Source organism: Methylococcus capsulatus str. Texas = ATCC 19069 (assembly GCF_000424685.1).
In the GTDB taxonomy this organism is placed as follows: Bacteria; Pseudomonadota; Gammaproteobacteria; order Methylococcales; family Methylococcaceae; genus Methylococcus; species Methylococcus capsulatus.
Map to the genome: position 1 here is coordinate 88710 of NZ_AUKJ01000021.1, position 25945 is coordinate 114654.

Sequence of the window (25945 nt, forward strand, 5' to 3'; positions counted from 1 at the left end):
CGCCGCTTCCTTCCGACCCGGAGCTCGTGATACGTCCATGGACCGAACCAAATCGAAATCTTCCGGATTCCTGACCCTGTCCGCCGGCGCCCTGGGGGTGGTCTACGGCGACATCGGCACCAGCCCGCTGTACACCGTGCGGGAAATCTTCGGCGGCGCTTACGCGATCCAGCTGACACAGGAGAACATCCTGGGCGCGCTCTCCCTGATCTTCTGGGCTCTGTTCATCATCGTGGCCGTGAAATACGTGGTGTTCGTCATGCATGCGGACAATCACGGCGAAGGCGGCATCATGGCCCTGACCGCCCTCGCGCTGCGGCAGCGGCACCGGCGCAAGCACCGGGCCTGGATCATCTCCCTGGGTCTCTTCGGCACGGCGCTTTTCTATGGCGACGGGATGATCACGCCCGCCATTTCGGTGCTCGGCGCGATGGAGGGCTTGGGGATAGCCACTGCGGCGCTGTCGCACTACGTGGTTCCGGCTTCGATCCTGATCCTGCTGGCGCTGTTCCTGATCCAGCGACGGGGAACCGAACGCGTCGGTCGATTGTTCGGCCCCATCATGCTGCTGTGGTTCCTCTCCATCGGCACGTTGGGTTTCGTCAGTCTGCGGCAGACGCCGGAGGTGCTCGCCGCCCTCAATCCGCTCCATGGATTCCGGTTTCTCACCGCCCACCAGGGTCTGGGCTTCGCGGCGCTGGGCGCGGTGGTGCTGGCGGTCACAGGGGCCGAAGCGCTGTACGCCGACATGGGCCATTTCGGCAAAGCCCCGATCCGCGTCACCTGGTTCGCCGTGGTATTTCCGAGCCTCATCCTGAACTACCTCGGCCAGGGTGCCCTGCTGATCCGCAACCCCGAAGCGGTGCAGAATCCGTTCTATCTGCTGGTGCCGGAATGGGCACTCTATCCGATGATCGGACTGGCCACGGCCGCCACCGTGATCGCCTCGCAGGCGGTCATTTCTGGCGCATTCTCACTCACCCATCAGGCCATCCAGCTCGATTACCTGCCACGTCAACGCATGGTCCACACTTCGGAATCCGAACGGGGCCAGATCTATGCCCCGGCGGTGAACCGCCTGCTCCTGGTCTCAGTGCTGGCCCTGGTGCTGGCGTTCGGCTCCTCCTCCCGCCTCGCCTCGGCCTACGGTCTGGCCGTGGTCGGCACCATGGTGGTGACCACCCTGCTGGCCCTGGTCGTGGCCCACGACACCTGGCGCTGGCCGGGCCTGGCGCTGCTCGTCACCGGCGCGGTCCTGCTGTCCGTCGACCTGTCGTTCCTGACGGCCAATCTGGCCAAGCTCGGCGACGGCGGCTGGATTCCTCTGAGCCTGGGGCTGATTCTGGCCACTGTCATGTCGACCTGGAAAAAAGGCCGCGACGTCCTGTTCGCCCGCCTGCAACAGGAGTCCGAATCCCTGAGCCGGTTCCTGCAGCGGCTGACCGACGAGCCGCCGCCGTTCCGGCCGGTCGGCACCGCGATCTTCCTGACCGCCCGCAACCTCAGCCTGCCCTTCGCCCTGCTACGCAACTACGAGCACAACCAGGTGATCCACCAGCGGGTGATCCTGCTCACCATGACCACGCTCGACAAGCCCTACGCGGCGGAAAAGGAAAAGATCACCATCGAGGCACTGGAGCACAATTTTTTCCGCATCACGACCCGCTTCGGCTTCATGGAGCGCCCCAACGTGCTGCGCATGCTGAACCTTTGCCGCCATGCCGGGCTGCACATCGATCTGGAACAGACCACGTTCTTCCTGGGCCGGGAAACGCTGATCCGCTCCGCCGAGCGGGGTCTGAACCGCTGGGAAGAAGTGCTGTTCATCTCCATGTTCCGCAACGCCTACAATCCGACCGGCTACTTCAAGCTGCCGGTGGACCGGGTGGTGGAACTCGGCACCGTCATCGCGATATGACGGAAGCCGTCTCCGGCGTGTCCGGATGCATGCCTTCGGCCCAATGGTTGACCATCACGATCAGAGCAATGCCCGCCGCGATCATCGCGAGCTGCTGAAGAGCGGCGGAGAGGTGCGTCCGGCGGTGCAGAGAGGGGATCAGGTCGGCGACGGCGACATAGATGAAGCTGGAGGCGGCCAGCGCCAGCACGTAAGGCAGTACGCCGTTCATCCGCTCCAGCGCGAAATAGGCTGCCACCCCGCCCACCACCGTCCCCAGGCTGGCCATCAGGTTGTACCACAGCGCACGGCCCCGGCCGTAGCCGCTTTGCAACAGAATGGCGAAATCCCCCACCTCCTGCGGAATCTCGTGGGCGGCGACAGCCAGGGCGGTGACGATGCCGAGCCGGATGTCGGTCAGGAAAGCCGCCGCAATCAGCACGCCATCGACCAGATTGTGGATCGCATCACCGATGACGATGAGCGTACCGGCAGGCTGGTGGAAATGGCCCTCGCCGTGTGTCTCGCAGTCGCCGGCATGACAATGGCGCCACAGCAGCAGCTTTTCCAGGATGAAGAAGCCGAGGATACCCGCCAGTACCGTGGCGAACAGCATCTCGACGTTGCCGACGCCGACGCCTTGGGCTGCCTCCGGAATGAGATGCAGGAACGCCACGCTGAGCAGGGACCCCAGGGCGAAACTGACGCCATGCGGCAGAAGGTGCGGGTGATGGTCTTCCGGAATGAGCAGGAACAGCGAAGCGGCAATGACGCTGAGCACACCGCCCAGCAGAGAAAACAGCAGAATCCAGAGTAATACGCTCATCGGCGAAAAACGTTCGAAGGTGTTTAGCGGTCGCGCCAGACGAGCGTGGCCATCCGGCCCGTCACTCCATCGCGCCGGTAGGAGAAAAAGCGGCTTTCGTCGCTATAGGTGCACCAGTGACCGCCGTAGACGTCGCTGATACCGAGGCGCCGAAGGCGCAGCCGGGCGAGCAGATAAATATCGGCCAGCCAGCGGCCATTATCGCCGGGCCGGAAGGCCGCGTCACTTTCGGCATCCCGCGACAGGAACACGGCACGCACTTCGTCGCCGACTTCGAAGGCTTCCGGCCCGATCGCCGGACCGAGCCAGGCCAGCAGATCGGACGTACCCAAGGCCGCGACCGCCCGCTCGATCACACCGTCCGCCAGCCCCCGCCAGCCGGCATGCACCGCGGCCAGGCCCGCCCCGTCGCGGGTGCACAGCAAGACCGGCAGGCAGTCGGCGGTCATCACCGCGCACACCACCCCGGCGTTCCAGGTATAGCTGGCATCCGCCTCGGGTTCGGCCTCCCGGCCGGCTTCCACCGCTTCGTTCCCATGTACCTGACGCAGCCAGGCGGGTTCCGCCGGCAGCCCCAAATCGCGGCGTAACAACGCGCGGTTCGCGGCAACCGCGGCCGGATCGTCGCCGACATGGGACCCGAGATTCAGGCCGGCATAGACGCCCGCGCTCACCCCCGCCGGGCGCAGGGTCGATGCCGCCCGCACGCCCGGCGGCGCCGGCCAGTCGGGCTCGAGCCAGAGCATCACCCCAGGCTCCGCAGGAGACGAAGCAAGGCGTCGAAATCCGGTGGCAACGGCGATTCCCAAGCCATCTCCCCGCCCTTCTCCGGATGAATCAGCCCCAGCCGCGCCGCATGCAGGGCCTGCCGGCGAAACCCGCGCAAGGCATCGATCAGCACTGGATCGGCGGCGGCCGGGATGCGTGCACGGCCGCCATAAACCGGATCTCCGACCAGGGGATGATGCAGATGCGCCATGTGGACCCGGATCTGATGGGTCCGCCCGGTTTCCAGCCGCACCCGCAGCAAAGTATGGTGCAAGAAACGCTCCTCCACCCGGTAATGGGTCACCGATTCCCTGCCGTCCGGACGCACGGCGAAGCGTTTGCGGTCCGCGGGGTGCCGCCCGATCGGCTCGTCCACCGTCGCCCCGGCTGTGACCATCCCCTGGACCAGGGCCAGGTATTCACGGTTCACGCTCCGGTCCTTGAGCTGATCCACCAGGGATTTGTGCGCCTCCAGCGTACGGGCGACCACCAGCAGGCCGCTGGTGTCCTTGTCCAGCCGGTGCACGATGCCGCAGCGGGGGATCGCCGCGAGCGCCGGATCGAGGTGCAGCAGGGCATTCTGCAGCGTGCCGGCCGGGTGCCCCGCCGCGGGATGCACCACCAGGCCGGCGGGCTTGTCGATGACGAAGATAGACTCGTCGGCATGCACGACAGTGAGAGGGATCGCTTCGGCCTCGCACTCCACGGCCGCATCGGCCTCCGCCCGCAGTTCGACGCGCTCGCCGCCGAGCAGTTTCTGGCGGGGCGCCACTTGAATGCCGTCCAGCAGTGCATGGCCGTCCTTGATCCAGGTCTGCAGGCGGGCGCGGGAAAAGTCCGGAAACAGTACTGCCAGCGCCTGGTCCAGCCGCAAACCGGCCAGATGATGTGGAATTTCGGTCGTCAGGATTCGGCTTCGGGTCACGGTAAAGGTGAGGAGGAAAAGGTCTGTGAATAGGTTATACTGCGTGGCCTTTCGCATGGCTGACGCGCCCGTCAATCGCTCACACGAGGTAGTTCCCCCCCATGGGCTTCCCCCGCAGCATCGTACTGATCGCCGCCCTGCTGGGAGGCGCGGTATCCGGACTCACCGCCTGCTCCAGCTTCCCGTTCTGGTCGGCGGGCAAGGAAGAAGACACGGACATCAAGGATGAGCATGCCGACTGGGGCCCGGCCCAGTTCTACGCCGAAGCCAAACACGCGATGATGGACGGCTCCTACGACAAAGCCATCAAATTATACGAGAAACTGGAGGCCCGTTATCCGTTCGGCGACTATGCCACCCAGGCCCAGATCGACGTGGCCTTCTGCTATTACAAGAACAACGAGCCCGAATCGGCCATCGCTGCGGTCGACCGCTTCATCAAGCTCAACCCGACCGAACCCCATGTCGATTACGCCTATTACCTACGGGGCCTCATCAACTACAACCGCGGCATCGGCTTCATCGACCGCTGGCTGCCCACCGATTCCTCTCAGCGCGACCCGGGCTCCGCGCGCGACGCCTACAATGATTTCGAGACCCTGCTCAACAAGTTCCCGAACAGCGTCTACCGCGAAGACGCCAGACAGCGCGCGATCGCCCTGCGCAACAACCTGGCGATGTACGACATCCATGTGGCCGACTACTACATGCGGCGCCGGGCCTACGTGGCGGCGATCCGGCGGTCGGCGGAAGTGGTCCAGAAGTACCAACGGACCCAGGCCATCCCCCACGCGCTCAGGATCATGGAAGACGCCTACCGCCAGCTCGACATGCCGCAGATGGCCGATGACATCGCCCGCGTCTATGCCCTGAATTATGCCGAAGGCCGCCTGAGCAAGGACGAGGATTACGAACGCACGGTCATGGAGGAAGTATGGGACTTCATCGGCTTCGACAAATGACAACGAGGCCCCTTGACGTCCTCTGCATCGGCCATGCCTCGTTCGATCTGGTCTTCTCCGTCCCGCACCATCCGGCCGCGGACGAGAAGATCGTCGCCGACGCGCTGCTGGCCTGCGGCGGCGGCCCCGCCGCCAACGCCGCCGTGACCGTGGCCCGGTTGGGACGGAAAGCCGGCTTCGCCGGATACCTCGGCATGGATCTCTACGGCGAACGCCATCTGGAGGAACTGCGCGCGGCGGGTATCGATACGCGGGCGGTGGTCCGCGGCTCTTCCCCGACGCCGCTGTCGGTCGTGCTGGTCAAACCGGACGGCAGGCGTGCCCTGGTCAACCACAAGGGCGACACCCGGCCTCTCCCTCCGCAAGCTTTTGTTCCTCCTGCGACGCCTGCGCGCTGCATCCTCTTCGACGGTCATGAACCCGATCTTTCGGAACCGGCCCTGGCCTGGGCGCGGACCCACGATGCCGCCACCGTCCTGGATGCGGGCTCTCTGCATGGCGGCAGCGAATGGCTCATGTTCCGGGTCGGCCATCTCGTCGCCTCGGAAAAATTTGCCGCACAATGGCTGGGTAGAAACGATCCGGAACGGGCTCTGGCCGCTCTGGCGGAACACTCGCCCTGTGTGGTCATCACGCTGGGTGAGCACGGCCTGATCTGGCGCCGCGGCGCGGAATCCGGAAGGCTGCCGGCCTTTCCGGTCGAGGCGGTGGACACCACCGGCGCCGGCGATGTCTTCCATGGCGCCTACGCCGCGGGTCTCGCCGCCGGCATGGACTGGCCGGAGATGCTGCGCTACGCCAGCGCCGCCGGAGCGCTTTGCTGCACGAGGCTGGGCGCACGGCCGGGCATACCGTCCGGTGCCGAGGTGGAGCGGCTACTCGCCGGCTATGGCTCGAAACCGCAGGTGATGGGATAACGCCGTTCGCGGCCGAAGGCGCGGCGGGTGATCTTGATGCCCGGCGGCGCCTGGCGGCGCTTGTACTCGTTGCGATCCACCAGCCGGACCACCCGCCGCACCACGTCTTCCGGGTAACCTGCGGCCACTATCTCGGCGATCGAACGGTCCTGCTCGACATACAGGGCCAGGATCGGATCGAGCACGGCATAAGGCGGCAGCGAATCCTCATCTTTCTGATCCGGCCGCAGTTCAGCCGAGGGCGGGCGCTCGATCACCCGTGGCGGAATGACCGCTGAAATCGCATTGCGGTACTCGGCCAGCCGGTAGACCAGCAACTTGGACACGTCCTTGAGCGGCGCAAATCCACCTGCCATGTCGCCGTAGAGGGTGGCGTAGCCGACGCTCATCTCGCTTTTATTGCCGGTGGTCAGCAGAATCCGGCCCTGCTTGTTGGACAGGGCCATCAGGATGACGCCGCGGCAGCGCGCCTGGATGTTTTCTTCCGTGACGTCCGCCGGCGCTCCGGCGAACGGTCCCGCCAAGAGTTCCAGAAAGCTCCTGAACACAGGCTCGATCGGAATCAGATGCCAGGCCACGGCCAGGGTCTCGGCCTCCTGACGCGCGTCCTCGATGCTGATGTCCGCCGTGTAACGTGAGGGCATCAGCACCGCTTCGACCCGATCCGCCCCAAGCGCATCGACCGCCAACGCCAGGGTCAGCGCCGAATCAATGCCGCCGGAGAGCCCCAGCACTGCGCCGCGGAATCCGTTCTTCCCGACGTAATCGCGGATCCCCGTCACCAACGCGGCGTAAACGCTCTCAACCTCCCCCATGGGCTCGACCAGCCTAGCTGGCAGGGGATTCACCCCGTCTTCATCGACGGTAAATCCGACCGCGTCCAGCGTTTCGCCGAACTGCGGTGCCCGATAGACCAGCCCGCCTGCGGCATCCATCACGAACGAGCCGCCATCGAACACCAGTTCGTCCTGTCCACCCACCAGATTGGTGTACACCAGCGGCACCCTCGCCGCGGCGATGCGTTCGCGTACCACGTGCTCGCGCTCCACCGATTTGCCGACATGGAAGGGCGAAGCGTTCAGGTTCAGCACCAGCCTGGCACCCGCCGCCGCGGCCTGTTCGACCGGTCCGGGAAACCAGACGTCCTCGCAGATGGTCAGCCCCACCGGCACGCCCCGGAGGTCGAACACACAAGGCGCGCTGCCCGGCAGAAAATGCCGTTTCTCGTCGAATACGCCGTAGTTGGGCAGGATCTGTTTGCGGTAAACCTTGTGGATGCCGCCGTCGCGCAGCACCGCCGCACTGTTGAAGGGCAGACCGTCGTGCCGCTCCGGAAAACCGACGATCACATCGATCCCGCGCACCCGTTCGGCCAGGGCCTTCAGCGCCGTCTCCACGGCGGTCAGGAAATCGGGACGCAAGATGAGGTCATCGGGCGGATAACCGGCCAGGGCGAGCTCCGGGAACACCACGGCGTGGGCTCCCAGCTCGTCACGTGCACGGACCGCGGCGGCAAGCACCCGGTCGGCATTCCCCCCGACGTCACCGACGAGGAAATCGAGTTGGGCGATGGCGATACGGAGATTCAAGACGGTTGCGCGCCGGGCTTACGATCGGCGGTCGGCCTTAGTTCTTCAGCAATTCCAGCATCCGCCGCCCCATGTCGGACAGCGAATCGACCATTTCGACCCCGGCCCGGCGCATCGCCTCCACCTTACCGGCGCCGGTTCCCTTGCCGCCGGTGATGATGGCGCCGGCATGGCCCATGCGTTTGCCGGGCGGCGCGGTCAGACCCGCGATGTAGCCGACCACCGGCTTGCTGACGTGGGCTTGGATGAACTCAGCGGCATCTTCCTCGGCGCTGCCGCCGATTTCGCCTACCATGATGATGCCGGCGGTGTCCGGGTCCTCCTCGAACATACCGAGCACATCGATGAAATCCAGCCCCTTGATCGGATCACCGCCGATGCCGACGCAGGTGCTCTGGCCCAGGCCGACCCGGGTGGTCTGGTAGACGGCCTCGTAGGTCAGGGTCCCGGAACGCGAGACGATGCCGATGCTGCCCTTGCGATGGATAAATCCGGGCATGATGCCGATCTTGCACTCGTCGGGCGTGATGATGCCCGGACAGTTCGGTCCGATCAGCACCGCATCATAGGAGGCCAGCGCCGCCTTGACCTTGAGCATGTGCAGGACAGGGATGCCTTCGGTGATGCAGACGATCACCGAAATCCCGGCATCGGCGGCTTCGAGGATGGCATCCGCCGCGAACGGCGGGGGCACGTAGATCATGCTGGCGTTCGCGCCGGTGGCGGCGACCGCTTCGCGGACGGTGTTGAACACCGGCAGGTCCAAATGGCGGCTGCCGCCCTTGCCGGGAGTGACGCCGCCCACCAGTTGCGTGCCGTAGTCCAGGCACTGGCGGGAATGGAAAGTCGCCTGCTTGCCGGTGAAACCCTGGCAGATGACGCGGGTGTCCTTGCCGATCAGGATGCTCATGCCGCCGCCTCCACCGCCTTGCGCGCCGCCTCGTCCAGTTCATCGGCGGCGATGATGGCAAGACCCGAACGCTCCAGCAGAGCCCGGCCCTCGCCGGCGTTGGTGCCTTCCAGCCGGACCACCACCGGCACAGCGACCCGCACTTCGCGCACCGCGGCGATCAGCCCTTCCGCGATCAGATCGCAGCGGACGATACCGCCGAAGATGTTGACCAGCACGGCCCGCACCCCCGAATCGGACAGGATCAGCTTGAAGGCCTCGGCCACTTTTTCCGCGGTTGCGCCGCCGCCGACGTCGAGAAAATTGGCGGGCTCCCCGCCGTGCAGCTTGACCATGTCCATGGTGGCCATCGCCAGACCGGCGCCGTTGACCATGCAGCCGATGTTGCCTCCCAGGGTGACATAGCTCAGCCCGTGCTCGCGCGCGGCATTCTCGCGCGCGTCCTCCTGGCTTGCATCGCGAAGCCCGGCCAGCTCGGGGTGGGCGAACAGCGCGTTGTCATCGATGCCGATCTTGGCGTCCAGCGCCAGCAATTCGCCTTCCGCCGTGACGATCAGGGGATTGATCTCGATCTGGCTCAGATCCTTCTCCACGAACAGGCGGTACATGCCCGCCATCAGCCGGACCAATGTGCCGATCTGGGCCGCATCCAACCCCAGGGCATAACCGATGTCCCGTCCCTGGTACGGCTGGAACCCGGCGGCCGGATGGATACGGCTGGAAAGTATCTTCTCCGGCGATCCGGCCGCCACGGCTTCGATGTCCATGCCGCCTTCGCCGGAGGCCAAGAACATGATCGTCGCGCTGGAGCGGTCGACCAGGACACTCAGGTAGATCTCACGCGCGATGCCGCGCACCTCTTCGACCAGGACGGCATGGACGGGCAGCCCTTTGCCACCGCTCTGACTGGTCACGAGTTCGGAACCCAGCAATGCGTGCGCCGCCGCGGCCACCTCGTCTTCACTGCTGCACAGCTTCACGCCGCCGGCCTTGCCGCGTCCGCCTGAATGCACCTGGGCCTTCACGGCCCAGCGCTCGCCACCGATTTGCAGCGCGCAGGAGCGGGCCTCGTCCGGGGAAAAAGCGACACCGCCGCGCGGCACGGGCACGCCGTAGTCGGCGAGCAGCCGCTTGGATTGGTATTCGTGGAGATTCATGGATCGACCTGAATAAACTGAAGATGCGGGCTGACGACGTGAACGCCCCCGCCGTGGGCGCGGTGGTGTACCTGCACCACCGGCTGCGAAAAATGGAAAAGGCTCCGGCCGCGGCGGAGCCTTCGGTTCAACCCTGATACTTGGCCAGTCCCTTGAAACGTTCCAGCGCATCCTTGACCTTCCGCGCCGTTTCACCTTCCAACTCGGCGTTCTTGTAGACGCGGTCCAGGAGACCCTCCGTTACCAGAGCCTCCTTGATCCATTTCTTGGCGAAACGGTAATTGGTGGGGACGGCGGCGATTTCACCCGTGACCGGATCGCGCAGTGACACCGCCTTTTCTTCCCCTCCGGTCTCTGCTTTCTCGGCGACCGGCGCTTTCGTCTCGGCCGCGGGTTCTTCGGCTACCGGCTCAGGGGGAATTTCGGCGTGCTTCTCCACAGCCGCGTCAGGCGCACAGGCTCGGTGCGTCTCCGCCGTCGACGCCGGCCGGGACACGGTCTTGAACACCTCGTAAAGCACATAACCGACAAAAACCACGGTGAAGACAAACAGAAGCTCGGTCATCACGCCACTCCTCGAAATGCTTGGCGGGGTTGGTCCCCGTTCTTGTCACACGCCGGTCATCCCGGCCCTGTCAGCGGCGCACGGCGTGCACCGCCACCGCTTCCGGCACGCTCGAATAGCCGAATTGCATCGCGTAGAGGTCGGCATAACCGCCCCGCGCCGCCATGAGCTGGGCATGGGTGCCGCACTCGATGATACGCCCGCCGCGCATCACGCAAATCTGGTCCGCATTCTGGATGGTGGACAGCCGGTGCGCGATCACCAGTGTCGTCCGGTTCTGCATCAGGACTTCCAGCGCCTGCTGCACGTAGCGCTCGGATTCCGCGTCCAGCGCCGAGGTCGCCTCGTCCAGGATCAGAATAGGGGCATTTTTAAGCAAGGCCCGCGCAATGGCAATACGCTGACGCTGGCCGCCCGACAGAACGATGCCCTGCTGGCCGACGAGGGTATCGAATCCTTGCGGCAGCGTCTCTATGAAATCCAGCGCATTCGCCGCCCGCGCGGCCTCGCGCACGGCATCGAGGCCCACCCTGTCCAGGCAGCCGTAGGCGATGTTGCTGGCAACGGTATCGTTGAACAGCGTCACTTCCTGCCCGACATAAGCAATCTGGCGGCGCAGGCTCTCCAGCGTCAGTTCGCGGATGTCGTGCCCGTCGATCAGGATTTCCCCGGCCGTCGCCTCGTAAAGACGCGGCAGGAGGCGCACCAGCGACGTCTTCCCGCTGCCCGACTGGCCCACCAGGGCCACGGTCTTGCCAGCCGGGATGACGAGTGAGACGTCGTCGACCGCAGCGCCGTGACGGTCGTCATACACCAGACTGACGTGCCGATACTCGATCGAACCGCGGGCGCGCTTCAGGCTGATTCGGCCGCGGTCGCGCTCCCTCGGCAAGTCGAGCATGGCAAAGATGCTGTCGCCGGCGGCGATGCCACGCTGCATGACCGACACCACTTGGCTGAGACGGCGGATGGGGCTCAGCATCATGGCCATCGCCGCGATGAACGCCATGAGACTGCCCGGCGTGATCGTCTGCCGCACGGAATCGAGCGACACGACGTAGAGGATGCCCGCCACACCGGCGACGCTGATGAGATGGATCACCCCGCCGCCCAGAGCATCGGTGGCGATCAGCTTCATCTGCCGCTTCTGGTTGCGGTCGTTTTCCGTCGCGAACTTGGCGGCCTCGTAGGCCTTGCCGTTGAACACCTTGACGATGCGCTGGGCATCGATCACTTCCTGTGTCACATGGCTCACCTTGCCCATGGATTCCTGGATGCGCATGCTCAGGCGGCGGAACCGCTTGCTCACGAAGCGGACGCTCAGCCCCAGCACCGGCCCCAGCACCAGAAAGACCAGGGACAGCACCGGGTTCTGATAAACCATCAGCGCCATCAGACCGATGACGGTGAAGCCTTCGCGGATGCAGGTGATGATGCCTTGCTGGAGCGACGCCGATACCTGTTCGGTGTTATAGAGCAGTTTGGAGAGGAGCTGGCCGCCCGAAGCGTTGTCATAAAAGCTGCAGGGCAGATTCAGCAGTTGGTCGAAAATGTCCCGGCGCAGATCGGCGATCACGCGCCGCCCGACCGAACCGGAGCAGTATTCGCTCAGGAAGCCGGCGATGCCGCGCAGGACGGAAAGGCCGATCAGCATCAGGGACACCTGGCGCAGCACCGTCGGATCGTTGTCGATGAAGCTGCCGTCGATCAGCGGCTGGATCAGCTTGGCAAAGAAGGGCGTGATGGCGGCATAGGCGATCATCGCCACCACGGCGACGCAGAACGACCTCCAGTACGGAAATCCATAGCGGAGCAGGCGGCGGTAGATGGCCAGTCCGCTCGACAGCGGCTTGGACTCCGAAGCTGAATGTTTCATGCGAAAAACGTGGGGAAATCTCGAAATGCCTGGCGGCCATCGTTACAATGATGCCCAACCCACAGCGAAGTTACAACGCCGACAAGCACATACGTCATTTCGACCGCCGTCCCGCCCCGGGCAAACCGTAATTCCACCCCACCGCCGGCCTCCCCGCGCCCGGCTCATGCCGGCCACATCCACCGGCGTTGCTGAACCGGACATGCGCATCCACAGACATCTCGCCTATCGCCCCGACATCGACGGTCTGCGCGCCGTCGCCATCCTGGCCGTCATCGTGTTTCACGCCTATCCGCGTTCGCTGCCGGGCGGCTTCGCCGGGGTCGACGTGTTCTTCGTGATTTCCGGCTACCTGATCGGCGGCATCATCTTCAGAAACCTCGACGCCGACAGTTTCGGTTTCGCGGACTTCTACGCACGCCGGGCCCGGCGGATCTTCCCGGCGCTGATCACCGTGCTGCTGGGCGGTCTGGGATTCGGCTGGTTCGCGTTGCTGGCCGACGAGTACCGGGACTTGGGGAAACACGTCGCTGCCGGAGCCGGCTTCGTTTCCAACCTGGTGCTGTGGCGCGAATCGGGCTATTTCGACACGGCGGCCGACTTCAAGCCCCTGCTGCACCTGTGGTCCCTGGGCATCGAAGAACAGTTCTATCTGGTCTATCCCGTGCTCATGGCGCTGCTGTGGCGTCTCCGCGCCAATCCGGCATACTCCCTGCTCACGCTCGCCGTCCTGTCCTTCGGCGGCAACCTCTACCTGGTCCATCGCGACGCCGTTTCCGCCTTCTTCCTGCCCTTCACCCGATTCTGGGAACTGTTGGGCGGAAGCATCCTGGCCTATGTCCATTTCCGGCGAGCCGCGGCCAAACCTACGACGGACACGCGCCACCAGCTGCAGGCGGCTGGCGGCCTGCTGCTGATTGCCGCGGCGGTCCTGGTTCTGGACGAAGACAAGGATTTCCCCGGCGCCTGGGCGCTCTTGCCCACGCTGGGCGCCCTGTTGCTCATCGGCGCCGGCCCGGATACCTGGATCAACCGGCGGCTGCTCGCCAGCCGTCCGCTGGTATTCATCGGGGTCATCAGCTACCCCCTCTATCTCTGGCACTGGCTGCTGCTGTCGTTCGGGCTGATCCTGCGCTCGGGCGAGCCGCTGCATCATCGTGCCGCGCTCCTCGCCGCCGCCGCCTTCCTGCTGGCCTGGCTGACCTTCCGCTACGTCGAACGCCCTCTGCGTTTCGGCGCTTCCGGGTTGCAGCGGCTCAAACTGGCATCGCTGGGGCTGATGCTCACCGCCACGGCTGGCCTGGGCCTCACCGTATTCCTGGCGGACGGCCTGCCGGAACGCGCCGCACTCGCCGAGGTCCGGCTGAAGATCGACCGCGACCTTCCCCGCTTGGCCACGGAGGGCTACCGCGACAACGGCGTCGCGAGAGCGCTTTTCCAGGGCGAGTTCAAGCCGGGCGACGACTTCTTCCAGCTCGGTGACTTGCCCAGGGACCAGCCACTGACCGTGGTGATCGGCGACTCCCACGGCAACATGCTCTACCAGGGCCTGGCGACCGCGGTGGCCCGCCCGGAAACCGTCATCAATCTCGGACGCGGGAGCTGCCTACCCTTCGTCGGACTGGACACGGTCAAGAAAAACGGCAAAAGCGCCGGCTGCCAGCCGTTCGTCGGCAACGTGATCGACTTCATCGCGCGGACGCCGGAGATCACGACGGTGGTCATCGCGGCGTTCTACAAGCAGTACCTGGACGGCGGAATGACGCTGCGCAGCACGCGGGGCGGCGGTGCCGAAAGCGCCGCAGGACTGTTCCGCATCGGCCTGTCGGACACCCTGCAGCGCCTCGCAGAGGCCGACAAATACGTCATCCTCAGCCTGGACAACCCGGACATGGACCGAACCGTCATGACCGCCTGCTATTCGCTGCTGCGCCCGCTGCTTCCCAAAAGCCCGGAAACCGGCTGCCAGATGCCGCGGGCCGATCACGAACGTGACCAGACGCTCGCACGCACCCTGCTCGAAAATGCCGCGGCCCGCTTTCCGGGCAAGGTCCGGGTGTTCGACCCGGCGGCGGTCTTGTGTGATGCTCGGTACTGCTACGCCCATCACGACGACGACCTGATCTACCAGTTCGACGGCAACCACCTCACGGTGAAGGGGGCCGTCTTGGTGGCCGGCCGGCTCCTCGCCCACCCCGACGGGGTCCGCACCTTCGCCCACGCGCCTTGATGCCCGCCATGTCCCATCCCCCGTACCTCATTCCCCGTCATGAATCCGGCGCGCGTCTCGCCGCGGCTGCGCTCATGACCGGCTTCTTCGTCATTTCGCTGACCGTGGGCGATGTCATCAACAAAGACGGCGTTCTGTACCTGGATGCCGCAGCGGCCTTTCTCGACCAGGGCGTGAAATCCGCGGTGGCGGTCTACGGCTGGCCTGGCTATTCCCTGCTGATCGCGGCGGCGTCCCGCCTCACCGGCTGGCCTCTGGAGACTTCCGCCCACGCGCTCGGCGCATTCTGCTTCCTGGTCATCGCGGACTGCTTCGTCCGGCTGCATTTCGTCCTGCGGGGGGCCGGGGAAACGCCCTCCGGCTGGACGCCGGTGCTGCTCATCCTGGCTTTCCCGGCGCTGGGCGACCGGCTAAACATCGTCCGGGACTGGGGCTTTCTGGCGGCCAGCCTTTGGGGACTGCTGCATCTGGTCCAGTTCCGTTTCGAGCCTCGGGGCAAGCTGGGTCATGCCTTGCTCTGGCAAGCCGGCATGGCGGGGGCGTTCGTGTTCCGGATCGAGGCACTGGTGCTGATCCTCTCCGTTCCCCTCTACTTCCTGGTCGAGCCGTTGCCCTGGCGCGCCAGGGCGCACAACTTCCTTTTGCCGATCAGCGGCATCGTACCGGTGCTGATCCTGGGCGCTGCTCTCCTCGCCAGCGGCAGGCTCGCCCCCGGCAAGCTGTGGGAAATCACCGCCTACGGCTACCATGACCCCACGCTGATCTGGAAATTCTTCTCCCTGCACGCCGATCGGCTGGCCGCAGCACTCCCCAACGACTACGGCGCGGAGTACGCGAAACTGATCCTCGGAACGGGTCTCGTCGCCACCCTGTTGTGGCTGATCGGCGCCAATCTCGGACCGGTGCTGCTAGCGATTTTCGCTTACGCCGTGCATCGATTCGGCGGTCGGCTGCCTCCCCGGTTCGGTCTGATCCTCTGGGCGGCCGCCATGGCCAGCGGCACCCTGCTGGTGTTCCTGGCCGTCCAGCTCGTCCCGGACAAACGCTACGCGCTGCTGCCGTCCGCGCTGCTGCTGCTCGCCGGCACGGTATACCTGGAACGCATCGCCGCCGGAACGGGATCGCCCTGGGCCAGGCGGCTTGCGCTAGGACTGGTCGCGGTGCTGTGCATCAAGAGCGCCGTCGTGACTCCCGACTACCGGCTCTACCTGCGCGATGTCGGCGGTTGGGTACGGGAAAACATCCCGGCCGGCGCGAGCCTGGTGACCAATGATCCGAGGATCGACTATTACGCCGGACGCCCCATGAACCAGGAACAGACCCGCCGGCTGATGCCGCTCGACCGGCTCGCGGACTGGCTGACCCAGCCCGACCTGCCCGACTATCTGGCTCTGCGCCTGACCTCGCCGCGCGACCTCAAAAAGGCGGAAAAGGCGCTGAACCGCGAAGCCCTCAAGACGTTTTCTCCCAGCCCGCGCGAACATGTGCTGATTTACCGGCTGAACGACGGCAGCTCACGCTCCCGTTGAGAAAAAGCACCGCAATAGACGAATCATGTGGGTATGATCCCGTACCCCGGCGCTTTCGCGGACACTGTGCATCGCCCACATCGGGTTGCCGATATCGGCCGCGGGGATACCCAAGCGGGCAGCGGTCATCGGGCCGATGGTGCTGCCGCAGCCCAGATCGGTGCGGTGCACGTATTGCTGGTACGGCACCTCCGCCCGCTCGCACAGGCGGATGATCCGCGCCGCCGCCTCCGCATCGGTCGCGTAACGGCCGCAGGCATTGGTCTTCACGACCGGACCCGCGTTCACGAAGACCTTGTGCTGCGGTTCGTAAGACTGCGGAAAATTGGGCTGATAGGCATGTGCCATGTCGGCGCTGACGAGGAAACTGCGCGCCAGCGCCCGCTTGTAGCCGGTACGGTCCAGTCCCAACGCCAGTGCGATGCGTTCCAGCACGTCCGGCAATAACGCACCGTCCGCGCCCTTGTGGCTTTCGCTGCCGATTTCCTCGTGATCGAAGAACGCCGCCACCGCCACCGCCTCGGCGTGGGACACCTGCAGCAGGGCGCTCAGGCCGGCATGGCAGGAGGCGAGATTGTCCAGCTGGCCGTCGGCGATGAATTCCCGCTGCGGGCCCCAGAAAGCCCCCGGCTGAGTGTCGAACACGCTCAGCTCCCAGCTCAAGACATCCTTGGGATCGCAGCCGGCCCGCTCCGACAGCAAGGCGCGCAGCCGGTCCTCCGCCGGTACTTCGTCCGCCACCGCCAGCAGCAGCGGCAGTTCGGTCTGCTTGTTGAACTTCAGCCCGTCCTTGTTGACTTCGCGGTTCATGTGAATGGCCAGGTTCGGCAGGCGCACCAGCGCATCCGGAAAATCGACCAGGCGGATGTCGACGCCAGCCTCCGTCCGCACGCCCACCCGCCCCGCCAGGCTCAGATCCCGGTCGGCGAAGGTCGCGAGGATCGGCCCGCCATAGACCTCCACCCCCAGCCGCAGCATGGAGCCTTCCGCATGCGCCCCTCGCGGCTTGACCCGCAAGCCGGGCGAGTCGGTGTGCGCCCCGACGATACGGAAGCCGGTTTCGGCCAGAGTCCCCCCGCCCACGATGAAAGCGACCACGGACGAATCCCCGCGCACCACGAAAGCGCGATCGCCGGGCTCCAGCCGCCACACCTCGCCCTCCTCCAGGCGCCGGAAACCGGCTGCCAGCAGCCGGGCCGCTATCGAACGCCCGGCATGCCAGGGACTGGGACTCTGGTCGATGAAATCGAGAAGCTGCTGGGCGTCGGTCGAGAATTCAGCCGTCATGTCGTCGTTCATGGTAAGGGGGAAAGGAATCGAGTCTGAAAGACGGTAACTTATCATGCAGACCGTTACTTGCCGCCCCCCGCTTCTGGCACAATCCCAGCCCCGTGGCCAGCAGCCCGACCGGATTACGATGCCCCACACGCCCCTCATCAGCCATTTGCACCATGTCTCCCTCCTGGTATCCGATCTGGAGGCCAGCCGCCGCTTCTACGAAGGCGTGCTGGAACTGTCGCCCAGCGATGCCCGGCCGAATTTCGATTTCGACGGGATCTGGTACGATCTCGGCGCCCAACAAATCCATCTCATGGTGCTCCCCAATCCCGACCAGGGCACGGAACGGCCCAGGCACGGCGGGCGCGACCGCCACGTGGCGCTGGCGGTGGCGGACTGGGAGAAGCTGCTCGCCCGGCTGGCTCGGGCCGGCATACCTCACACCACCAGCCGCTCCGGACGGCGCGCCGTGTTCTGCCGCGACCCGGACGGCAACGCCGTGGAACTCATCGGCCCGGCCCCATGAAATACGAACTCGTCATCTTCGACTGCGATGGCGTGCTGGTGGACAGCGAGCGGCTGGTGAACCGCATCACTGCCGCATTCTTCAGCGAACGCGGGCTGCCGGTCGAGGCCGATGCCCTGCGCGCCATGTTCAAGGGCAAGACCATGGCGGACGTGGCCCGCTGGGCGGAAAACGAAGCCCTGCCGCCCTTGAACGCCGACTGGTTCTATGAACTCGGCATCGCCACCGCGCAGGGCTTCCAGCGCGACCTGCAGCCGGTGGAGGGCGTACGTCCGGTGCTGGATCTGCTGACGGCGCGCGGCGGCAGGCTGTGCGTGGCTTCCCAGTCGCCGCCGGCCCGGCTGGCACTGTCACTCACGGTGACCGGGCTTGGCGGCTATTTCGGCGAACACGCCTATTCCGCTGCCCAGGTCGCGCATCCCAAGCCGGCGCCCGACCTCTTCCTGTATGCGGCCCAGCAAATGGGCGCCCGGCCCGAGCGCTGCGCGGTCGTCGAAGATTCGCGCAGCGGCGTGCTGGCGGCGCGGGCGGCCGGCATGACGGTGTACGGCTATGCCGGCGACGAGGAACCGGCTACCCTCGCCGAGGCGGGTGCCATCGTGTTCGGGTCGATGGCACAATTGCCGGGTCTTTTGTGCGGCGACTGAAAAGCCTGTGGTGAGATGCCTCATGAAAAAACCTGTCGTCATCATCGGGATGGGAGAAATGGGCGATTTGTTCGCGCGGGGTTTCTTGAAATGCGGCCACCCCGTCCACCCCATCCTGCGGGGAAGCCGACCGGAAAGCGTGGCGCAGGCGATTCCCGAGCCCGATCTGGTGCTGGTCGCGGTCGGAGAAACGGAGCTGCATCCGGTGCTAGCGTCGATGCCATCGGCATGGCGCACGCGGCTGGGCCTGTTGCAGAACGAACTGCTGCCGTGCGACTGGCAGCGCCACGGCATCACCGATCCCACCGTGATCGTGGTCTGGTTCGACAAGAAAAAAGGCCGACCCTTCGTCCCGGTCCTGCCCACCCCGGTCGCCGGACCCCGTGCCGGTCTGGTCGTCCAGTCCCTGGAAGCGATCGAGGTGCCGTGTCATACCATTCCCGACGAGGAACTGCTGTACGAACTGGTCCGGAAAAACCTCTACATCCTCACCATCAACATCGCCGGCCTCCGCACCGGCGGTACGGTGAGCGAGCTGTGGGACCGGCACCGCGAACTGGCGGAGAAAACGGCAGATGAAATCCTCGACATCCAGGAATGGCTCACCCAGACCCGCCTGCCCCGCCGCCGGCTGATGGCCGGCATGCTCGAAGGCTTCGCCGGCGACCCCAATCACATCTGCACGGGGCGCACCGCGCCCGCACGCCTGCGGCGGGCGCTGGACCACGCCAAAGCTGCCGGCATCGCCACCCCGACCCTGACCGCCATCGCCGAAGGGCTGGCCGCCGCCACGCCGGCATCCTGACATGGAAGCGATCCAGAACATCAACATCACCTCGTTGTCGGACACCCTGATCAGCCTCACGGCGGCCTTCGCGCTCGGCGCTGTGATCGGACTCGAACGGCAATTCCGCCAGCGTACCGCCGGACTGCGCACCAACGTCCTCGTCGCGCTGGGCGCCGCCATCTTCGTCGACATGGCAAACCGCCTGCATGGCCACGACGGCGCCGTGCACGTCGTCGCCTACGTCGTGTCCGGCGTCGGCTTCCTGGGGGCCGGCGTCATCATGCGTGAACAAGGCAACGTCCGCGGCCTGAACACCGCCGCCACCCTGTGGGGATCGGCGGCGGTGGGTGCCTGCGCCGGCGCAGACCTGATTCTCGAAGCGCTGCTCGCCACCGTTTTCGTGCTGGCCGCCAATACTCTCCTGCGTCCCGTGGTGGACCGCATCAACCGCCAGCCCATCGATACACCGGCGGTGGAAGTCACCCATACCGTCTACGTCATCGCCCCGCGCCAATGGCGGAAGGATGCGCTGGCTCTGGTGGAGCAGGTGTTGCAGCAGGCTGGCTACCCGCTCGGCGATCTGGCGGTGCATGCCTTCGGCGACGAGGAGATCGAAATCGAGGCCACGCTCGCTGCCGCCTCGGTCGACGGCAGCCACCTGGAGCGCATCCTCCAGCAGCTCAAGGAACACCCGGTCGTCAGCCAGGCGTTCTGGAGTCCGAGCACCTCGGAGTGACACCGGACGAGCCGGCGTTCCGCCAGACCGGGGCGCCTCGAACGACGCCTCTTGATTGTTGACGTCATTTGGTTTTGTTCCGATACTTTGTACCGATAACGACCAGGATGGATTGCCGAAGGAGCACACCCCAATGATCAAAATGACTACGACATGGCTGCTGGCCGCTTTGCTGATGTTCGTTCAGCTGACGGCATCCGCCACCGCGGGCGAGACGGATTTTTCCGGGCTCAAGGACAAGTACGAGAAGGACCATCCCGGCAAGGGCAAGTTCTCGCAGTACTGGGAGCCGATCCCGATCCAGAAATACTGGAATCCCCGGAATTTCTATCAACCGCCCACGGCGGTCTCGGGCGAAGTGAGCCGTGACCAGTGCGTGGCCTGTCACCAGAGCCTGACGCCGGGCGCTTTCCATGCGTGGGAAAACAGCACCCATGCGAAGCTCGATGCGATCAGGAATCTCAGCAACGGCCAGGACGCACGTTTCTACAAGAAGGAGAAGCTGGCCGAGATCGAAAGGAATCTGGTCAAACAAGGCGTCCTGAAAGAAGGCGAACCGCTCAAGGAAGTCGGCTGCATCGACTGCCACGGCAAGGTCGGCGCCCAGTCCATCCGCCACGACAAGGACCTGGTCATGCCGGACCGCACTCAGTGCGGCAGCTGTCACTTGCAGGAGTTCGCCGAGGCCGAATCCGAGAAGGACCAGCAGTGGCCGCAGGGACAGTGGGGCAAGGGCCATCCCTCCCACGCGGTGGACTGGGAAGCCAACGTCGAAACCGCCATCTGGGCCGGCATGGCCGAGCGCGAAATCGCCCAAGGCTGCGACATGTGCCATTACCAGCAAAACAAGTGTGACGGCTGCCACACCCGCCACAGCTTCTCGGCCGCCGAGGCCCGTCAGCCCGAGGCCTGCGCGACCTGCCACAACGGGGTCGATCACAACGAGTGGGAGAACTACACGCTGTCCAAGCACGGCACGGTCTACCAGACCCACAAATCGACCTGGAACTTCGATGTCCCGCTCAAGGACGCCCTGACCAAGGGCGGCTATACCGCACCCACCTGTCAATACTGCCATTTCGAGTTCAACGGCGAGTTCTCGCACAACCTGGTGCGCAAGGTCCGCTGGGGCTTCAACCCCACCCCGGCCATCGCCGACAACCTGAAGCATCCCTGGTTCGAAGGCCGCAAGGAAAACTGGAATACCACCTGCGCCCACTGCCACAGTCCGAGCTTCGCCCGGAGCTATCTGGAAGCCGCCGACAAGGGCACACTCGCCGGACTCAAGGTGGAGCAGGAAGCCAAGCAGGTCGTCGAAGGACTATTCAGGGACGGTCTGCTGCCGGGCCAGAAGACCAACCGCCCTGCGCCCCCGGCACCGGAGAAAGACGCTCCCGGCGGATTCTTCCAATTGTTCTGGGCCAAGGGCAACAATCCCAGCCACGTGGAACGGGTCCATGCCGACATGTGGGAACATGACCTGATCAAGCTCTACAAGGGGCTGGTCCACGGCAACCCTGGAGGATTCACCTATACCGAAGGCTGGTCCGAGCTGATGCGGGATTACGCGGTCATCATGGACGAGAACACCCGTTTGCGCGAGAAGTCCGGCAATGCCCCTGGCGCCGCCGCGGCCAACCCGCCCGCCGGAAAGGATGACTCGAACGTCCGCAACGTCCTGGGCGGGCTGGCGCTGCTGGCAGGCATCGCCGTACTGCTCTACCGGCGCAAGCACTGATGTCGGGCGAGACCGGCCAGCCGAAGCGGTCTCGGCTGGCCAGCCTGGCGGGCCTGGTCCTGCTGCTGTCGGGCGGCGCGCTGCTGCTGTACGACCGGTTCCGCCCGGCTGTCACTCTTGAAGAGGTGCCGGCGACCGAAGCGGAACGAACCGCTCTGGAACCCGGCGGGGCTTTCCCCATCACCGCGCTGACGCGTTACGCCCTGCGCCGCGGCAATGCCTCGGTCACACTGACCGTGGCCGATTACCGCGACGCCCGTAACCAAAGCCACCGGGTGACCCTGTTTCCTGCGGATCGGCTGCGGCACGACACATGGAAGGCCGTGGGCGAGGCCATCATCCGCCATACGGACGGGAACGCCCTGTTCCTCGCCTGGTGGGACGATGCCCAGCGTATCCATTTCCTCAGTGGCCGGGAGACGTGGCTCGACCGGCCGGCCGCTGCCGCCTTCCCGGACGATGAGGAGCGGAGCGTATGGGGCAAGGTCGCGGGCGGATTTGCGGCGGTGCCGGATGCGTCGCGGCGCCTGGCGCGCTGGCTGACCATGGAGGCGGACGCGGCCCTGGAGGCGATGAAAGCCGAGCTACCGGCAGAGCGTCCGGTCTACCTGCTCGTCTGTCTGGACGATCTGGCCCGCCTCGGCGAAATCGAGGCGCTGGCCGGCGTCCGTCTCCCGTTCGAGGCCGCCCGCTTCCCCGGTGGAGACCTGCACGGCCAGATCGCGGCGGTGCAGCAGTGGGCCCGGCAGGACGTCGATCAGGCCAGCTATCTGGTCCAGCAGACGCCCGGAGCCGGCGTGCAGGCCTGGCGCATCACCACGCCGCAAGGCCGCGATACCCTGCTTGCACGGCTGCTGCCCTTCACCACCTCTCTGGCCAGACCGCTGCCGCAGGCTCAAACGGTCTATCAGTCCGGCTGGGGTTCCCATATCACCATCTATGCACTGAACTTCGGCGAAGGTAAGATGTGACCCGCGCGGCGAGCCGCGCGTTTCTCTAATCCTTGAACATCCACGCCTTTGTCAGACGCCCCTCTTTGCGCCGAGGGCCTCGAATGCATCCGGGGCGACCGGCTGTTGTTTTCCGGCCTGAACCTGACCCTGTCGCCTGGCCAACTGCTGCAGGTCGAAGGCGCCAACGGCGCCGGCAAGACCAGTCTGCTCCGTGTGCTGGCGGGTTTGAGCCGCCCCGCCGAGGGCGAGGTGCGCTGGCGCGGCCTGGACATCCAGCACCACCGGGCGAGCTACTTCACCGAGATGGTCTACATGGGACACGCGCCTGGTTTGAAGGCCGAATTGTCGCCGCTGGAAAATCTCCGGGTTTCGGTGGCCCTCCGCGGTCGAATGGCCGATGAGGCGCGCATCGACGACGCCCTGGCCCGGGTTGGTCTGCGCGGCTTCGAGGACGTGCCGGCGCGTGGACTTTCCGCCGGCCAGAAGCAGCGCACGGCGCTGTGCCGCCTGCTGCTCGATCCGGTCCCCCTGTGGATTCTCGACGAACCTTTCACCGCCCTGGACGTGCGGGGGATCGCCCTGGTGCGCGAGCTGCTGGAATTCCATCTGGCGAACGGTGGGATGGCACTGATGACTTCACACCATGCCCTGGATGTCCGGGGCGACTGCCGGAGCCTGAATCTGTCATGAATGAGAAAAGGCGGTCGAATCTCTACAAATGGCCTCAAAGGAATGCCAACCGTAGTTTCCCCTCACCCAAACCCTCTCCCAAAGGGAGAGGGCCTTTACGCCCTTCTCCCATTGGGAGAAGGGACGGGGATGAGGGCTTGCGGCCTTTCAGATTCATCCAAATACCGGATTTACGATGAACGGCCTCGCCTCCGCCTTTCTCGCCATCCTGCGGCGCGATCTGGTGCTGGCGTTCCGCCATCGCGGCGAACTCGCCAACCCGCTGCTGTTCTTCCTGATCATCGTCACGCTCTACCCCTTGGGTGTCAGCCCTGACCCGGAACTGCTGAGAAGGATCGCCCCTGGAGTGATCTGGATAGCGGCCCTCCTGGCCGCGCTGTTCTCGCTGGAAAACCTGTTCCGGAGCGATTTCGACGACGGCTCGCTGGAACAGATGCTGCTCAGCCCCCGATCGCTGGCGTTGCTGGTGATCGCCAAGGTGTTGGCACACTGGTTGGTCAGCGGCCTGCCCATGCTGCTCCTGGCGCCGCTCCTGGCCCTGTTGCTGGACATGCCCTCCAGGGCCGCCTGGACGCTGGAAACGACGCTCGCCATCGGCACGCCGCTGCTGAGCCTGATCGGCGCCATCGGGGTGGCGCTGACCGTGGGCCTCAAGCGCGGCGGCATCTTGCTGACCCTGCTGATACTGCCCCTCTACATCCCGGTGCTGATCTTCGCCACCAATGCCGTCGCCGCCGCCGGTGCCGGCATGCCGGTGGAAGGTCAGTTGTACTTCCTGGCCGCTTTGCTGACGCTGGCGCTGACGCTCGCGCCTGTCGCCATCGCGGCCGCGTTGCGCATAAGCATGAGTTGACGCCATGTGGACCTTCTTCCATAAGCTCGCATCGCCCAAGCATTTCTACCGCATCAGCGGCAAGCTGATCCCCTGGCTGGGCACGATCACCGTTCTGCTGTTCGTCACAGGTCTCTACTTCGGTCTGTTCAAGGCGCCGCCGGACTATCAGCAGGGCGAGAGCTATCGGATCATGTTCGTCCACGTGCCGGCGGCCTGGATGTCCATGTTCATCTACACCTTCATGGCGGTGCTGTACGCCATCCACCTGATCTGGAACATCAAGCTGGCCGATGTGATGGCCTCCAGTTCGGCGGCGATGGGCGCCTCGTTCACCTTCCTCGCACTGGTGACCGGTTCGCTCTGGGGCAAGCCGATGTGGGGGACATGGTGGGTGTGGGACGCGCGGCTGACTTCCGAACTGATTCTGCTGTTCCTCTATCTGGGCTACATCGCCCTGGTCTCGGCGATCGATGACAAGCGCACCGCCGCCCGCGCCGGTGGGCTGTTGATCCTGGTCGGCGTGGTCAACATCCCCATCATCCATTACTCGGTGGAATGGTGGAACACCCTGCACCAGGGCCCCACGGTCACCAAGCTGGACAAGCCTTCGATCCACGCCAGCATGTTGCTCCCGCTGCTGTTGATGGCATTGGCCTTCCAGTGCTACTACTTCACCCTGGTGCTGGTCCGCGCACGCACCGAACTGCTGGAGCGCGAACGCCGCAGCGCCTGGATAAAGGAGCTGTTCGGCTGAGTCAAAAAGCGACGGCCAGACCCATCGTGCCCAGATAACTCGGCACATAGGCTCCCAACGCGCCGCTGTAGCTCCCGAACACCGCGATGCGGTCATTCAGGGTCCACTGAAAACCGGCGCCGACAGCATGCTCCTGCAACGTCTTGACCGGCCCGACCGCCCCGGCATGCAGCGTGCGCGGCAGGGCTGCGGCGTTCACGTACCCCTGGATGAACAGCGCGAAGTCCTCGACGACGTCGCGCTGAAAAGCCCATTGGAACGAAGGCAGGATGACCTCGGCGCCCCTGAAGTCCTTTAGGCTGGCGAAACCAAAGTTCCAGTTGAAAGCAATGCCCCACGGCAGGACATGATCCGCGTTGATCGTCAACGAACCCTGGGTGCCGTTGTCGAAGAAGGGGCTCCCCCAGGTGCTCTGCACGTAGGCTTCCAGCCCCACCGAGTAGTTGAAATACTCGAAATCGTCCTTGTACAAATGGATCTTGGTATCGAACGTCAGCGGCGCAAATCCCGTCGCCGACTGCGGTGGCCCTTGCACCGTCAGCCCCTGGGTGAACAGGCGCAGTTCCACGTCGTCGGTCAAGCCATAGCGGAACAGGAACTCCCAGTTGTACTGTTTCACCGAATCCGAACTCGCCCCCTGCAGCGTGAAAGGGCTCATTTCCAGATAGATACCACCTTCGGGCAGGGTGTAGGACGAATTGGGAAAATTGGCGAGATCAGGGCCGGGCTCCCTCACCGTCACCACCCGAGGCGCCGGAGCCACCCCCCGGGGCGCGGGCGTGGAGCCCGGCCTCCGCGGCCGGTCCGGTTCCGTGCTGTGAACGTGTTCGCGGTAAATTGTGGCATACCC

Annotated in this window: 24 protein-coding genes; 14 read left to right on the plus strand and 10 right to left on the minus strand. The window is 65.2% G+C overall.

What is annotated here, in order from left to right; genetic code table 11:
* Window positions 1-37: 37 nt before the first annotated feature.
* The gene (locus H156_RS0109930; RefSeq protein ID WP_017364739.1) at window positions 38-1918 is read left to right on the plus strand and encodes a potassium transporter Kup; all 1881 of its coding nucleotides are present in this window, start codon (window positions 38-40) and stop codon (window positions 1916-1918) included.
* Here H156_RS0109930 and H156_RS0109935 read toward each other — a convergent pair.
* Genes H156_RS0109935 through rluD form a run of 3 tightly spaced genes read right to left on the minus strand, consistent with a single transcriptional unit; the run spans window position 1905 to window position 4473 of the window.
* Window positions 1905-2723, minus strand: a complete 819-nt coding sequence (locus H156_RS0109935) for a ZIP family metal transporter (RefSeq protein WP_017364740.1) — start codon at window positions 2721-2723, stop codon at window positions 1905-1907. The genes H156_RS0109930 and H156_RS0109935 overlap by 14 nt on opposite strands.
* Before the next feature lie 23 nt (window positions 2724-2746).
* Window positions 2747-3469: a peptidoglycan editing factor PgeF gene (gene pgeF, locus H156_RS0109940; protein ID WP_010960278.1), complete on the minus strand. Its 723-nt coding sequence runs from the start codon at window positions 3467-3469 to the stop codon at window positions 2747-2749.
* Window positions 3469-4473 (minus strand): 23S rRNA pseudouridine(1911/1915/1917) synthase RluD, encoded by a 1005-nt coding sequence (gene rluD / locus H156_RS0109945; protein WP_017364741.1) that lies wholly within the window; start codon window positions 4471-4473, stop codon window positions 3469-3471. Before rluD ends, pgeF begins: the two co-directional genes overlap by 1 nt.
* A 44-nt stretch (window positions 4474-4517) precedes the next feature.
* Between rluD and H156_RS0109950 the strand changes: the two genes are divergently transcribed.
* Window positions 4518-5378 carry an outer membrane protein assembly factor BamD gene (locus H156_RS0109950; RefSeq protein ID WP_010960276.1) on the plus strand — a complete coding sequence of 287 codons (861 nt, stop codon included), beginning with the start codon at window positions 4518-4520 and terminating at the stop codon, window positions 5376-5378.
* Window positions 5351-6295, plus strand: coding sequence for a carbohydrate kinase family protein (locus H156_RS0109955; RefSeq protein WP_017364742.1), 945 nt, complete (start codon window positions 5351-5353; stop codon window positions 6293-6295). Before H156_RS0109950 ends, H156_RS0109955 begins: the two co-directional genes overlap by 28 nt.
* Here the strand turns inward: H156_RS0109955 and H156_RS0109960 are convergent.
* The 5 genes from H156_RS0109960 to msbA all read right to left on the minus strand — a co-directional run bounded on the left by H156_RS0109960 (window position 6265) and on the right by msbA (window position 12392).
* The gene (locus H156_RS0109960) at window positions 6265-7884 is read right to left on the minus strand and encodes an NAD+ synthase (RefSeq protein WP_017364743.1); all 1620 of its coding nucleotides are present in this window, start codon (window positions 7882-7884) and stop codon (window positions 6265-6267) included. The genes H156_RS0109955 and H156_RS0109960 overlap by 31 nt on opposite strands.
* 37 nt (window positions 7885-7921) lie before the next feature.
* On the minus strand, window positions 7922-8794 hold the full coding sequence (gene sucD / locus H156_RS0109965) for a succinate--CoA ligase subunit alpha (RefSeq protein ID WP_010960273.1): 873 nt from the start codon (window positions 8792-8794) through the stop codon (window positions 7922-7924).
* A complete protein-coding gene (gene sucC / locus H156_RS0109970; RefSeq protein WP_017364744.1) occupies window positions 8791-9951 on the minus strand; it encodes an ADP-forming succinate--CoA ligase subunit beta in 1161 nt (386 codons plus the stop codon). Before sucC ends, sucD begins: the two co-directional genes overlap by 4 nt.
* Before the next feature lie 127 nt (window positions 9952-10078).
* Window positions 10079-10516 (minus strand): dihydrolipoyllysine-residue succinyltransferase component of 2-oxoglutarate dehydrogenase complex, encoded by a 438-nt coding sequence (locus H156_RS0109980; protein ID WP_010960271.1) that lies wholly within the window; start codon window positions 10514-10516, stop codon window positions 10079-10081.
* Window positions 10517-10586: 70 nt separating this feature from the next.
* A complete protein-coding gene (gene msbA / locus H156_RS0109985) occupies window positions 10587-12392 on the minus strand; it encodes a lipid A export permease/ATP-binding protein MsbA (RefSeq protein WP_017364746.1) in 1806 nt (601 codons plus the stop codon).
* Between the two features lie 202 nt (window positions 12393-12594).
* On the opposite strand from msbA, the gene H156_RS0109990 reads away from it, so the two are divergent.
* Entirely contained in the window at window positions 12595-14622 is a 2028-nt protein-coding gene (locus H156_RS0109990) for an acyltransferase family protein (protein WP_017364747.1), read from the plus strand.
* An 8-nt stretch (window positions 14623-14630) separates the two neighbouring features.
* Window positions 14631-16151 carry a hypothetical protein gene (locus tag H156_RS0109995; protein ID WP_017364748.1) on the plus strand — a complete coding sequence of 507 codons (1521 nt, stop codon included), beginning with the start codon at window positions 14631-14633 and terminating at the stop codon, window positions 16149-16151.
* On the opposite strand, the gene H156_RS0110000 is transcribed toward H156_RS0109995, so the two are convergent.
* On the minus strand, window positions 16137-17495 hold the full coding sequence (locus tag H156_RS0110000) for a M18 family aminopeptidase (protein ID WP_017364749.1): 1359 nt from the start codon (window positions 17493-17495) through the stop codon (window positions 16137-16139). The genes H156_RS0109995 and H156_RS0110000 overlap by 15 nt on opposite strands.
* Between H156_RS0110000 and H156_RS0110005 the strand changes: the two genes are divergently transcribed.
* The 9 genes from H156_RS0110005 to H156_RS0110045 all read left to right on the plus strand — a co-directional run bounded on the left by H156_RS0110005 (window position 17494) and on the right by H156_RS0110045 (window position 25095).
* Entirely contained in the window at window positions 17494-17955 is a 462-nt protein-coding gene (locus H156_RS0110005; RefSeq protein ID WP_256996420.1) for a VOC family protein, read from the plus strand. The genes H156_RS0110000 and H156_RS0110005 overlap by 2 nt on opposite strands.
* On the plus strand, window positions 17952-18602 hold the full coding sequence (locus H156_RS0110010) for an HAD family hydrolase (protein WP_017364751.1): 651 nt from the start codon (window positions 17952-17954) through the stop codon (window positions 18600-18602). Before H156_RS0110005 ends, H156_RS0110010 begins: the two co-directional genes overlap by 4 nt.
* Window positions 18603-18624: 22 nt before the next feature.
* The gene (locus H156_RS0110015) at window positions 18625-19407 is read left to right on the plus strand and encodes a ketopantoate reductase family protein (protein WP_017364752.1); all 783 of its coding nucleotides are present in this window, start codon (window positions 18625-18627) and stop codon (window positions 19405-19407) included.
* Between the two features lies 1 nt (window position 19408).
* Complete coding sequence (locus H156_RS0110020) at window positions 19409-20125, plus strand: MgtC/SapB family protein (protein ID WP_010960263.1); 717 nt, start codon at window positions 19409-19411, stop codon at window positions 20123-20125.
* A gap of 133 nt (window positions 20126-20258) precedes the next feature.
* Window positions 20259-21863, plus strand: a complete 1605-nt coding sequence (locus H156_RS0110025; protein WP_081423403.1) for a multiheme c-type cytochrome — start codon at window positions 20259-20261, stop codon at window positions 21861-21863.
* A complete protein-coding gene (gene haoB / locus H156_RS0110030; protein ID WP_017364754.1) occupies window positions 21863-22834 on the plus strand; it encodes a hydroxylamine oxidation protein HaoB in 972 nt (323 codons plus the stop codon). The genes H156_RS0110025 and haoB overlap by 1 nt, the downstream gene beginning before the upstream one ends.
* A 48-nt stretch (window positions 22835-22882) precedes the next feature.
* Entirely contained in the window at window positions 22883-23506 is a 624-nt protein-coding gene (gene ccmA, locus H156_RS0110035; RefSeq protein WP_026597610.1) for a cytochrome c biogenesis heme-transporting ATPase CcmA, read from the plus strand.
* A gap of 175 nt (window positions 23507-23681) precedes the next feature.
* Window positions 23682-24359, plus strand: coding sequence for a heme exporter protein CcmB (gene ccmB, locus H156_RS0110040; RefSeq protein WP_017364188.1), 678 nt, complete (start codon window positions 23682-23684; stop codon window positions 24357-24359).
* A gap of 4 nt (window positions 24360-24363) precedes the next feature.
* On the plus strand, window positions 24364-25095 hold the full coding sequence (locus H156_RS0110045; protein WP_017364187.1) for a heme ABC transporter permease: 732 nt from the start codon (window positions 24364-24366) through the stop codon (window positions 25093-25095).
* Between the two features lies 1 nt (window position 25096).
* Here H156_RS0110045 and H156_RS0110050 read toward each other — a convergent pair whose 3' ends face one another.
* Window positions 25097-25858 carry a transporter gene (locus H156_RS0110050; RefSeq protein WP_238536778.1) on the minus strand — a complete coding sequence of 254 codons (762 nt, stop codon included), beginning with the start codon at window positions 25856-25858 and terminating at the stop codon, window positions 25097-25099.
* Window positions 25859-25945 lie beyond the last annotated feature (87 nt).